Annotated in this window: 10 protein-coding genes; 1 reads left to right on the plus strand and 9 read right to left on the minus strand. The window is 74.1% G+C overall.

Translation table 11 applies throughout. From position 1 onward, the window contains the following. Positions 1-36 precede the first annotated feature (36 nt). The 8 genes from C8054_RS16355 to eccD form a co-directional block, all read right to left on the minus strand. Positions 37-366, minus strand: a complete 330-nt coding sequence (locus tag C8054_RS16355; protein ID WP_107157653.1) for a hypothetical protein — start codon at positions 364-366, stop codon at positions 37-39. Between the two features lie 3 nt (positions 367-369). Continuing rightward, complete coding sequence (locus tag C8054_RS16360) at positions 370-786, minus strand: YbaB/EbfC family nucleoid-associated protein (protein WP_107157654.1); 417 nt, start codon at positions 784-786, stop codon at positions 370-372. 22 nt (positions 787-808) lie between these two features. After that, positions 809-3,052, minus strand: coding sequence for a WXG100 family type VII secretion target (locus tag C8054_RS16365; protein WP_146179924.1), 2,244 nt, complete (start codon positions 3,050-3,052; stop codon positions 809-811). A 110-nt stretch (positions 3,053-3,162) separates the two neighbouring features. Continuing rightward, the gene (locus C8054_RS16370) at positions 3,163-3,510 is read right to left on the minus strand and encodes a hypothetical protein (RefSeq protein ID WP_107157656.1); all 348 of its coding nucleotides are present in this window, start codon (positions 3,508-3,510) and stop codon (positions 3,163-3,165) included. 11 nt (positions 3,511-3,521) lie between these two features. Then, positions 3,522-3,818, minus strand: coding sequence for a WXG100 family type VII secretion target (locus C8054_RS16375; protein WP_107157657.1), 297 nt, complete (start codon positions 3,816-3,818; stop codon positions 3,522-3,524). A gap of 15 nt (positions 3,819-3,833) precedes the next feature. Continuing rightward, positions 3,834-4,133, minus strand: coding sequence for a WXG100 family type VII secretion target (locus tag C8054_RS16380; RefSeq protein ID WP_107157658.1), 300 nt, complete (start codon positions 4,131-4,133; stop codon positions 3,834-3,836). Between the two features lie 64 nt (positions 4,134-4,197). Beyond that, positions 4,198-5,589 carry a type VII secretion protein EccB gene (eccB, locus tag C8054_RS16385; protein ID WP_146179925.1) on the minus strand — a complete coding sequence of 464 codons (1,392 nt, stop codon included), beginning with the start codon at positions 5,587-5,589 and terminating at the stop codon, positions 4,198-4,200. A 5-nt stretch (positions 5,590-5,594) separates the two neighbouring features. Continuing rightward, a complete protein-coding gene (eccD, locus tag C8054_RS16390) occupies positions 5,595-6,992 on the minus strand; it encodes a type VII secretion integral membrane protein EccD (RefSeq protein WP_107157660.1) in 1,398 nt (465 codons plus the stop codon). Positions 6,993-7,126: 134 nt separating this feature from the next. Here eccD and eccCa point away from each other — a divergent pair, with 134 nt between their 5' ends. Beyond that, complete coding sequence (gene eccCa, locus C8054_RS16395; protein WP_107157661.1) at positions 7,127-11,143, plus strand: type VII secretion protein EccCa; 4,017 nt, start codon at positions 7,127-7,129, stop codon at positions 11,141-11,143. Here eccCa and C8054_RS16400 read toward each other — a convergent pair. After that, positions 11,049-12,260 carry a S8 family serine peptidase gene (locus tag C8054_RS16400; RefSeq protein ID WP_107157662.1) on the minus strand — a complete coding sequence of 404 codons (1,212 nt, stop codon included), beginning with the start codon at positions 12,258-12,260 and terminating at the stop codon, positions 11,049-11,051. The two genes, eccCa and C8054_RS16400, sit on opposite strands and share 95 nt — an antisense overlap. Positions 12,261-12,265: the final 5 nt, after the last annotated feature.

The raw sequence follows: 12,265 nt of genomic DNA on the forward strand, positions 1-12,265 counted from the left end.
CGTCGATCGGGGCCGGCGTCGAGGTGACGCCGGCCGTCATGGACGCGTGCCGCCGCCGAAGGAGGCGACGTCCGTGTTCAGTTCCTCGACCGCGCCGAGCAACTGGTTGAGCGCGGTCACCTGGTCGGCGTCGCCCGCTGAGAGGTCACGCAGGCCGTACAGCAGCATGCGAATCTGCTCGACCTGTGCGGCCAGGCCCTCGTTGAGGATCTGGTCCGACTTGTCGCGGATCGTGGTCGCGACCGGCAGGCAGTCGCCCACCGCGGCATTCAGCGTGTCGATGACGTTCTGCATGTGCGTGACGAACGGCGCGAAGGACTCACTGCGCAGCAGGTCGGTGTCGGCGTGCAGGGGTGGGGTCGGCATGCGTCAGCTCCGTTCCGCGCCGGGTGCGCCCGGCAGGTCGGGGACCTGTCGCAGGGCCTGGCTGATCATCTCGTCGATGTCGGCGGTCCCGTTGATCATGTCCATGATCGGAAGGGACGAGGGAAGGACCGCCGAGAACATCGACGCGACCTCGGCGACCGCCTGCCGGCGCGCCTCCGCGATGGTCTCCACCAGCAGCTCGCTCAACTCCCGCGGGGGCATCGAGCGGTAGCCGCGCGAGTGGAACGTGATGTCGACGACCTCGCCCTGGGCGTCGACGACGACGGACAGCGCGCGGTTCCGGGACCGGACCGTGATCCTCCGGTCCGCCATGTCGTGCTGCACCCGGGTGATGGCCTGCTGGCTCTCCTCCAGCTCGGTGTAGGCCCGATCGATCTCGTCATGCCAGGAACCGGACATGCTGTTTCCCCTTTCCTCTCGACTAGCGGTTTCCGCGCCCGCGCGACGGCTCGTAGCCCGGCTGCGGCGCGCGGGGTGGTGCGGGCGTCCGGGTGGGCCGGCTGGCCGGCTCGGGTTCGAGCTCCTCCCGCCCGATGACGGCGACGGTGACGTCCGGATCGGTGCCCCAGACCTCTTCCTCCTCGGCCAACCAGGTGCTGCGCTCGCGCTCCTTCTCGTTCTGGTTGCCGCCACCCCCGCCGCCCATCGGCGGCATGAACGGCATGCCGCCCATGCCACCCATGCCCGCGCCGGTCGTGCCGTCCGCGCCCGGCGTGGCGTACGCGGCGGCACCGGGCAACGCGGCGAGGTTCTCGCCACCGGACGCCAACGAGCCGGCACCCAGCGTCCCCGGTGGCAGGCTGCCCACCCCGGCCGCGGCGTAGCCCGCCGGAGGCGTTCCCAGGGGACCGAGGGCGAAGCCGCTCGGCTGCCCCGGTGTCCGGACGCCGCTGGAGCCGAGGCCGCCCAGCTCCGAGCCGCTCGACCCGAGGTCGCCGGGGTCGATCGTGGTCGGGGTGCCGCCGGAGAGCCCACCCCCGACGGTGTCGTCGTCGAAGCCGGAGCCCGAGGTGCCAGCACCGCTGCCGGCGCCACCGCCCACGCTGCCGCCGATGCTTCCGGCGCCGCCGGCGCCCAGCTTTCCCGGCAGCCCGCCGCCGGTCGCCATACCGCCGCCGACCAGGGCCGGACCGCCCGTGCCGCCGCCGGTCTCCCCGCCGGACGCGCCGATCCCGCCGGCGCCGTCGAGGCCGCCGCCGGGGCCGCCCGCGCCGTCGAAGCCGCCGGACCCACCGCCGGCGCCGTCGAAACCGCCGGACCCACCGCCGGTGCCGTCGAAGCCGCCGCCGGTGCCCCCGTCGAAGCCGCCCGCGCCGTCGAAGCCGCCGGACCCGCCACCGAAACCGCCACCGAAACCGCCGCCGGCTCCGCCGAAGCCGCCCGAGTCACCACCGAACTGCGTACCGCTGCCGCCGCCCGGCGGGGGGATGGCGGCGTTCGAGACGCCGCCGACGCTCCCCCCGGGCGGTGGGGTGGCGCCGTCGAAACCGCCGCTTCCGCCGGGCGGCGGGATGGATCCGCCGGAGCCGCCGCTTCCGCCGGGCGGCGGGGTGGCGCCGTCGAAGCCGGGTGGTGGGGGACCGCCGATGCCGGGCGGCGTGTTGCCCCCGCTGCCCGACGTCGGATACGGCACGTGCGGCAGGGCGATGACGCCCCGGCCGAAGGCCGCGATCAGGTCGTTGTAGCTCTTGATGAGCAGCCGGGTCGCCGTCTGCGAGGCGGTGTCCAGCTCGTCGTAGCGGCTCTGCCACTCCCGCTTCAGGTCGTTGTTCAGCCGTACCCACTCGGACTGTTTGATGACGTCGTAGGTGGCGTTGCCGGCCTTGCCGAGGATCGATCCGAAGTTCAGCGTCCAGGACTCCTGCCGGTCGCCGGTCGCCGCCGACCTGTCCACATTCGCGTCCGCCGCGTCGACCTGGCGCTCCATCTCCTTGAGCAGCGCGTCGACCAGGGTGTTCGGGTCGTGGTGCTGATACGCCGTGTAGGCGCTCCACGCGTCCTTGAGGCGCTGCCGGAACCGGTCGATCTCGGTCGCGGTCAGGTCGAGCACGTGCGGCCAGCCGGTGTCCACGTAGTGGTTGTAGTTGAGCTCGAACCGGCCGCTGATGTTCTCGGCGAGGCGTTGCATGCCGAGGGCCATGTCGTGCATCGCCCAGGCGAAGACATCGGCGGCGGAGCCGTCGAACGACCCTCCGGCGTGGACCTCGTCGTACATCGCCCGGAGCCGGGCCTGGCCGGGGCCGGTCAGATAGGTGTGCACGTTGCGGAAGCGGGTGGCGACGTCGCGGAACATCGCCGGGTCGAGGTACTGGTTGGTGTCGATCCCGTCGATGATCTCCCGGCTCGCGTCGACAAGTGCCTTGCCCTGGCGTGCCGGCGAGTTGTCGCCGCCCTCGTAGAAGTAGACCGTGGCGCGGATGAGCTGGAAGTTGGCCATGTCGTTGTAGGCGCGGTACCGGTAGATCGTGATCTTGTTCCAGTCGTTCCCGTTGGGCATCCAGTGCTCCCACGGCCGCTGGTAGTCCTGCTCCGTGGCGGCCGAGGTCTCCCAGAACGACATGTCGAGGCCGAGCCAGGCGGGGGTGCTGACCCGGGAGGAGTCGATGTCCTTGTCGGTGCCGAGAACGACCCGCATCGACTCGTCCCAGTCCATCGGCTGTGTCATCTGATCCCCTCAACTCCGACCGGCGGCGTGCGTCCGGGTTCGTCGGCCCGCGCGGCACCGCCGTCCGCCGCGATGGCGTGCGGGGACGGCGATGCCGGCGGGAGAAGTGGCTACTTGCCGGGCGTCGGCGAGGTGTTCCACGCCGGCGCGTTGGCGAGGAACTCCTGCGCCTGGTGGCCGTTCATGCCCTCGGTGTCGTTCGTGATGGCCATGAAGTTGGTCAGCTGGGCGGCCCGGTTGGTGGCCGTGTCGCGGATCTCCGTGAGCCGGGCGCTCAGGTTCGCGCCGACGCCGGAGACCGCCTTCTGGACCTGGGCGCCCAGCGAGAAGCTGCTGTGCCCGGGCTTGAGGCTGATCCCGGCGATGTCCCCTCCCGGCGAGGCGGTGACCTCCTCGGAGATCAGGGTGTTGGAGCTCGCCGCCCGGGTGAGATAGGCGTCGTCGGTGGTGATCGGCATCGCGGTCCCGCCTAGACGTTTCCGCCGAACAGCGCCGCACCCTGGCTGTCCGCGATGTGGTAGTTCTCCCGGATGCTGTCGATGGCGGTGGCGCCGCTGCCGAGCGACGCCTGCATCTTCGCCAGCCCCTGGTGCCAGGTCTGCTGCGCCTGCTGGTACGCCGTGGCGGCGCCGCCGGCGTTGTTGGCGATGAACTGGTTGACGTATCCCTCGAGGGTGGTCAGCGAGTTGTCGATGGCCCGGGTGACACCGCGCAACTCCTCACCGGAGTCCAGCAGGCCGTTCGGGTTCAGGGAGTAGGTCGCCATCTGCTCTTCCTCTCGTCAGTTGGTGTACCAGCGGGCGTTCTGGGCGGCCTCGTCCTCGACGTTCGACGAGATGTTGAGGTGCTGGGTCATGGCGGTGCGCAACATCTCGAGTCCGCGCCGGACGTCGTTCAGGCCGGTGCGCCACTCGGCCAGCGAGTTGCGGTACTGGGTGGCGGCGTCGCCGGTCCAGGGCACCGACGAGCTGACCGCGTCGACCGACTGGTCGGCGGCGTTCACGTCGGCCATGGTGGTCTCGAAGGCGCTGAGCGTCTGGGTGATGGTGGCCTGATCCACCTGGTTCAGCGGTGAGGTCACGGTGTTCCTCCTACATCGATGGTGGTGGACGGGGTGCCGGCCGGGCCGGCGGATCGTCGGGGTGTCACCTCCTCGCCGCCGCCGAGTCCAGGACCGGCCCGGTCGGCAGCAGGGACAGCAGGTTGGCGGGCACGACCCGGGCCGCCTCGACGGTGAAGCCGAGCGCCCGCACCACGTCGGCGTCGGCGACCGGGAACTTCGCCCCGGCGTCGGTGACCAGGAAGTAGCTCGTCCCGTTCAGTTGCCCGGCGCGACCCTGCCGGACCAGCCCACCCACCCCCGGCGCCACCGACACCGAGGTGGCGGTCTGCGCGGTCCGGGTCACCCCCGGCGTGTCCCCGGCGGCGGTGACCGTCGGGACCGACCGCGCGGTCACCCGGGCCGGCAGCTCCGGCGTGGACCACTGCACGCACCAGGTGTCGCCGGCCGCCGGGCTCGCCTGGACCGGCGGTCGCGGCGGGAGACCGGCCGGCAGCGCCGGCTGCTTCGACACCGGTAGCTGGCCGAGCGCCCCGGCACTGAGGTCCACCGGACGTACCGTGGAACCCGGGTAGGCCGCGGCGGTCCCCGGGTCGCCGAGCACCAGCGCGAGCGCGGTCTCGGCGAGCGGGCTGAGCCCGTCGCGCAGCAGCAGGAAGTAGCGGTCGGCGGTGCCGACGACGCGGGCCACGAAGACCTGACCGATCCGGGTGGGTCGCCCGTCGACGACCGGTCCGGCCGCGCCCCGACCGGCGACCGGCACCGGGGTGACGTCCGGACCCGGGGGAAGCTGGTTGAGCCAGTTCGCCGTGACCACGGGGGCCGTGGAGTAGCCGAGCACCCGCGGGATCCACGGCCGGGTAAGCGTGAAGCGTTGCCCGTCCCAGATCAGGAACAGTTGCCCGCCCGGCGAGGTCACCACGAAGCCGCCGTCCGCACCGAGCGGGGTTCCGCCGGCGCCCGGGGCGAGGGTCAGCAGGGTGCCGGCGCGCGCCGTACCGACCCGGTCCGTCCCGCCCAGGGCGCAGACACTCCACCGCGCCCCGGCCAGCCCCGCCGGCGCGGGCGGTGAGTCGGGCGCGCCGACGATGCCGATCGGCGTGCCCCGGGGTACGGAGGTCAGCGACGCGGCGGAGACGGTCACCAGGGCGGGCCGCCGGCCGAAGATCAGGGCCGCCGACGTGTAGTTGTGCACCGGCCGGAGCCGGCCGTCGACGAGCACGAACCGGCCGCCCGACTCCTTCTCGACGATCAGCGTGCCCGGCTCCCGCCAGCGGGTGGCACCCCCCGGCTTGAGCAGGCCGTAGACCACGACCCCGGCGACCATGAGGCAGCCGACCAGCAGTCCGGCGATCATCCCGGTGAGCAATCGTCGGTGCGGGTTCTCCAGCGCCTCCGGCTCGGCCATCACCAGGGCGGCGGTGAGCCGGCCGGTCATGTACGACTGGGCCTGCACCTGGTCCCGTCTCGACTGCACCGCGCTCAGCCCCCGATCCCACGGGCGAACCGGTAGACGTCGAGCACGGCGAGGAGGACCGGCAGGACGGCCGTGGCGGCCAGCGTCTGGACCAGGTCCCCGAGCCGACCCCAGTACGGGGTGAGCCGGCGATCGGGCATGGTCCGCGCGACGAGCAGCAGCAGGGCGGAACCGAGCGACACGGCGAGCACCGGGGCGGTGACCCGCGCCAACGGGCCGCTGGACGCCACCGCGTCGAGGGCGAGGGTGACCGCGCCGACCGCGGCGGGCGCGAGCTGGGCCAGCCGGTGCCACGCGCTCGTCATCGTCCGGGCGGCCAGGCAGCGGACCAGCGCGACCAGGCCGACCAGGGTGGCCGGTGCCCAGCCCGGTGCGATGCCGACCACGACCACGGCCACCGCCGTCGGGGCGGCGATCCCGGCGTACAGCGCGGTCATCGCCCGGTCCGCGACGGCGGCCCGGGGCAGCAGCGTGCCGCTCGGGATCGGGTCGAGGTCCTCCTGGAGATGCTCCGGCTGCGTGGGCAGCGGCGCCATCCGCAGGCCGGCGAGCCGGAAGGCGACCAGCGGCACCACCATCGTGGCCAGGGTGGCCGCCACCAGCATGGCGCCGGCCGCCTGCACCGCGGTCAGGCCGGCGAACGCGGCGAGCGCGGTCGCCCCCGCGGCGAGCAGGCCGCCCACCAGCACGGCCAGCAGCGTCGGCCGGGCGTGGGCCATCGTCGTCGCGGCGATCCCGGCGACGGCCAGGACGGCCACCGAGGCGGCGAACAGGCCCGGACCGTCCGGGCGCAGCCCGACCACCCCGACCCGCGGGTCGACCGCGAGCAGGCCGGCCAGGCCGGCGTACCCGACGGCGGCGCCGGCGAACGCACTGCCGAACGGCCGATCGCCGACGGCGAACGTGGCCACCAGCGCGCCGACCAGGCAGGCGGCGGCGAGCACGCCGGCCGCGCCCGCCCGGTGGCCGGCGTGGCCGGGCAGCGCGAGCGCCGCGACGCCGGTGGCCGCCAGTAGCACGGTCGCGGCCAGGGCGGCCCACCGGCTCAGCTCCGGCCGCCACCGGCCGGGCCGCTGCTTCATCCCGGTGGCGACGCCGTCGACCAGGTCGTCGAAGTCGGCCGGCGGGATCTGCTCGGAGCGGGGACGCAGGTGGACCAGGTCGCCGTCGTGCAGGCCCAGCATGGCGACGGTGGACCCCTGGTCGAACGGCACGGCGCCGAGACGCTGCAGCACCCAGCCGCCGTGCAGCAGGCCGGTCTCGACCAGGTTCTCGCCCAGGTGCTCGACCAGCACCGGCAGCAGGTCCGACACCACCACGTGCGTCGGTACGGCCACCTCCACCTGGCGGGTGGGCCCGCAGACGGTGAGGCGGCACATCTCACCGGTGGCCGAGACAGTCATGGCCGAATCAACGGATGGGTGCCGGCCGGGTTCATCCGGCGGCGGAAAAATCTGCTCCCGCTGACCCTCGCCCCTCGGATCGTGCGTTGTAGTCCGTGCCGGCGACCCCGTACCGCCGGCATCGGAGGTGAACGGTGAGCACCGTCGTGTTCCGGCGCCCGGCCCGGCGGACCGGGCCGGAGACGCCCGCGGGCGAGATCAGCCTTCAGGAGCCGCCGGTGCTGCCCGAGGTCACCCCCGGCGGCCTGCGCAGCGTCATGACGATCCTGCCGATGATGCTGATGTCCGGCGTGATGGCGATGATGTTCCTCGGCGGTGGCCGAGGGGTGCTCACCTGGGTGATGGCCGGCATGATGGGCGTCGCCATGGTCGGCATGCTGGTCGGCCAGTTGGCGATGAGCGCCGGGGAGCGCAAGCACCGGATGAGCGGCGACCGCCGCGACTACCTGCGCTACCTGTCGCAGCAGCGCAAGCGCGTCCGCAGGTCCATCGACCAGCAGCGGGAGGCGTCCGACTGGCGGCACCCCGACCCGTCCGCCCTCTGGTCGGTGGCGCTCACCACGCGGCGGTGGGAACGGCGACCCAGCCACCCGGACTTCCTGGAGGTGCGGGTGGGCACCGGCCGGCAGCGCCTGGCGACCCGGATGGCGCCGCTGCAGACCAAGCCGATCGAGGACCTGGAACCGCTGGCGGCGAAGTCGCTGCGGCGGTTCATCAACGCCTACAACACGGTCGCCGACCTGCCGGTGGCGTTGTTCCTGCCCGGCTTCCACCAGATCCGGATCACCGGCGACCCCGAGCGGCGCCGGGCGGTGGCGCGGGCGCTTGTCGCGCAGGTCGCCACGTTCCACGCGCCCGAGGAGGTCATGATCGCGGTGTGCGTGTCCGACGACGCCACCGAGGCGTGGGAGTGGGCGAAGTGGCTGCCGCACCTGCAACACCCCACCGAGCAGGACGCGGCGGGTCCGGCCCGGCTGGCGGCCGCCAGCACGGACGCCGTGGAGCGGCTGCTGGGGGAGGACTTCCTGGCCCGGCCCCGGTGGGAGGCGGGCGCCACACCGAGCCGGGACGAGCCGTTCGTGCTGCTGGTCTGCGACGGCGGGCGGATCCCCGCCGGCTCCCGCCTGCTGTCCGGTGGATACCGCAACGCGGTGCTGATCGACCTGGGTACCCCACCGACCACGGTGCCCCGCGGCCTGCTCTGGGCCGACCTCACCGACTCCGGGCTGGAACAGGTCAAGCACGACCAGGTCGGCCGCGAGGTCCGGTCCAACCTGGCCCGGCCGGACGAACTGGCCCCGGCCGAGGCCCGTAGCCTGGCCCGGATCCTCTCGCCGTACCGGCTGAGCATCACCACCGAGCCGGCCGCCGAGGCGCTGACCACCGACTTCGACATCGGTACGCTGCTGGGCGTCGCCGACCTGAGCCACCTCGACCTGACCCACGCCTGGGCCGCCCGACCGGCCGCCCGCCGGCTGCGGATCCCGATCGGCATCGACGCCGAGGGTGCGCCCGTCGAGCTGGACATCAAGGAGTCGGCGCTGGACGGCATGGGCCCGCACGGGATGCTCATCGGCGCCACCGGTTCCGGCAAGAGCGAGCTGCTGCGCACCATCGTGCTGGGACTGGCGATGACCCACTCGTCGGAGATCCTCAACTTCGTGCTCGTCGACTTCAAGGGCGGCGCCACCTTCCTCGGCCTGGACCGGCTTCCGCACACCTCCGCCGTGATCACCAACCTCGCCGACGAGGCCGCGCTGGTCGGCCGGATGCGCGAGGCGCTGCACGGCGAGCTGATCCGCCGCCAGGAGCTGCTGCGGCAGGCCGGCGGGTTCACCTCGGTGCTGGAGTACGAGCGGGCCCGGGCCCAGGGTCAGCCGCTGGACGCGCTGCCGACCCTGTTCGTGGTGGTGGACGAGTTCAGCGAACTGCTGGCCACGCACCGGGACTTCATCGACACCTTCGTGATGATCGGCCGGCTCGGCCGGTCGCTCGCGGTGCACCTGCTGCTGGCCAGCCAGCGTCTGGACGACGGCCGGATCGCCGCGCTGGAGACACACCTGTCGTACCGCATCGGGCTGCGCACCTTCTCCGCCATCGAGTCCCGCACCGCCATCGGCGTACCCGACGCGCACGAGCTGCCCACCCAGCCGGGGAACGGCTTCCTGCGGGCCGACGTGTCGTCGCTGCTCCGGTTCAAGGCGGCCTACGTGTCCGGGGCGCACCGGCCCAAGCACAAGCGGCTCGATCTCGCGGTGGTGCAGCGGCAGGTGGTGGCGTACCGGCTCGGGCACATCCCCGTCGTGGCGACCGAGCCGCCGGAGCAACCGGCGGCGGCCGGACCGGCCGACCCGCCCGACGAGCGCGGCCCGAGCGTGCTCGACGTGGTCGTGGACCAACTGGTCGACCAGGGCCCGCCGGCGCACCAGGTCTGGCTGCCGCCGCTGCAGCGACCACCGACCCTGGACCAGCTCCTGCCGGCGCTGGCCCCCGACCCGGAGGCCGGGTTGCGGGCGGTGGGCTGGCCGGGCAACAGCCTGCTGGTGGTCCCGGTGGGCTTCGTGGACAAACCGTTCGACCAGGCCCGCGAGTTGCTCGTCGCGGACCTGTCCGGCACCGGCGGCCACCTGGGTATCGCCGGGGGCGCGCAGAGCGGCAAGTCCACCCTGCTGCGCACGTTGATCTGCGCGCTGGCGCTCACCCACAGCCCCCGCGAGGTGCAGTTCTACTGCCTGGACTTCGGCGGCGGCACGCTCGGCACGCTCGCCGACCTGCCGCACGTCGGCAGCGTCGCCAGCCGGCTCGACGCCGACCGGGTCACCCGCACCATCGCCGAGGTGAGCGCGCTGATCGCGGAGCGGGAACGGCGGTTCGCCGCCGAGGGCGTGGACAGCATGGCCGCCTACCGGGCCCGGCGGGCGGCCGGGCTGGACGACGACCCGTACGGCGACGTGTTCCTCGTGGTCGACGGCTGGTTCACGCTGCGCCAGGAGTTCGAGGCGGCGGACGCGGCGGTGCGGCAGATCGTCGCCCGGGGCCTCAACTTCGGCGTGCATCTACTGCTCACCGCGTCCCGGTGGTCGGAGGTGCACCACGGCATGCGGGACCTGATCGGCAACCGGCTGGAGTTGCGCCTCGGCGATCCGGTCGACTCGGCGATCGACCTGCGGGCGGCGGCCACCGTCCCGCACGTGCCGGGGCGCGGGCTGACCGCGCAGAAGGCGCACTTCCTGGCCGCCCTGCCCCGGATCGACGGCGTCGTCGACCCGGCCGGCGTGGCCGACGGCACCCGGGCGCTCGCCGCGGCGGCCCGGGACTTCTGGGACGGTCCGGACGCACCCCGGGTACGCACCCTGCCGGCGGTGCTGCCGGCGGCCGAGCTGCCGGCGGCCGAGGGCGACCTCCGGCTGCCGATCGGCATCGACGAGGAGCGGCTGCGGCCGGTGTGGCACGACTTCGAGGAGCTGCCGCACCTCACCGTCCTCGGCGACGCGCAGAGCGGCAAGAGCAGCCTGCTGCGGTACGTGGCGGACGCGCTGGTCCGCCGCTACCCGCCACGGGAGGTGCGGATCATGGCGGTGGACTTCCGGCGGGCGCTGTTCGACCGGATCCCCGAGGCGTACCGGCTCGGCTACTCGGTGTCCGTCGACTCCACGAAGGCCACGGTGGCCGAGGCGATCGAGGGCCTGAAGCACCGGATGCCGGGCACCGACGTCTCACCGGAGCAGCTGCGGGCCCGGGACTGGTGGTCGGGTCCCCGGCTGTACCTGCTCGTCGACGACTACGACATGATGGGCGGGCACGAGAGTCCGCTGCTGCGGCTGGTCCCGTACCTGGCGCAGGGCACCGACATCGGGTTCCACATGGTGTTGACCCGGGCGGCCGCGGGCGCGATGCGGATGTCCATGGATCCCCTGGTCCGCCGTCTGCAGGAGACGAACAGCCCGGACGTGGTGCTGTCCTGCCCGCCGGGTGAGGGCCCGTTGCTGGGCAACACCAAGCCGAGGATCCTGCCGCCGGGTCGCGCGCTGCTCTGCACCCGCCGGGGAGCGAGGGTCATCCAGACGCCGTACCTGGATCCCGGGACGCCGGCCGACGGTGTCCCCGCCGGATCCGGATCCCGGCGCCGATCAGCAGCGCCACCACCGTGATGGCGGCGGCGAGCAGCCCGGAGCGGGCGACCGCCGGATCGGCCGGCGGGGCGGTGGCGACCGAGACGGCTCCCGTGTCGAGCCGGACCCGTCGGGTCGCCGCGCCAGGATCGAGCGTCGTCATCGCGGCGTACGGGTCGACCGTGCCGGCCGGCGCGTAGGGCGCCCGCTCGGCTGTGGCGACCAGCCGGTCCCGGACCTGCGCGGCGGTCAGCTCCGGGTGGTACCCGCGGACCAGCGCGGCGGCGCCGGCGACGTGCGCGGCGGCCACCGCCGTCCCGCCGACCGTGTAGTGGCCCGCGCCGGTCGGGCCGGGCACGACCGCGTCCTTCGCCGGGGCCAGCACGTCGAGGCCGCTCGCCGGCAGCGCCGGCACGGTGCCCCGGCCGTTCGCGTCGACCCCACCGACCGCCAGGACCTGCGGGTACGCGGCGGGATACCACACCGGCGGCGGTTGTCCCGTCGTGGACGCCGGCCCGTCGTCGACCGGCGCGACGACGAGGACGTCGCGCCCGGCGGCCCGGGTCACGGCGGCGCGCAACGCCGGGGTGTCGGCCACCTGGCCGCTGCCGACCAGCACCACGTCCGCGCCCGCGTCCACCGCGGCGTCGATGCCGTCGGCGATGGACGCCGGCGTCGTCCGGCGCTGCGGGCCGATGATCCGGAACGGCAGCACGGTGGCCTCGGGGGCCATCCCCACCACGCCCGTGCCGGGGGTGGGCCGGGCGGCCACGATCGCCGCCAACGCCGTACCCCGACCCAGGCAGTCCGACCGGGCGGGGCCGCCGGAGACCACGTCCCGGCCGGGCGCGACGGCGGCGCGCAGGCCGGCGGCGGCGCCGCTGACGCCGGAGTCCAGGACCGCCACCCGGACGCCCCGGCCCTGGCTGAGCGAGCGGGTCAGGTACGGCGCCATCCGGGCGACCGGCCACGGGGTGCGTTCGCCGTACCGGACCGGGGACGGGCCGACGCAGCCGGTCAGCGCGGCGGGCAGGGCGGGTGGGTCCTCGTCGGCGACCGCCGGGGTGACCGCGGTGGCCAGGTGCAGAGCGGCGATCAGCGCTACGGCGGCGCACGACGCGCCGGCACGGGCCACCGGTCGGGACGAGAGGGGCATCGGCG

Source organism: Micromonospora sp. RP3T (assembly GCF_003027925.1).
Taxonomy (GTDB): domain Bacteria; phylum Actinomycetota; class Actinomycetes; order Mycobacteriales; family Micromonosporaceae; genus Micromonospora.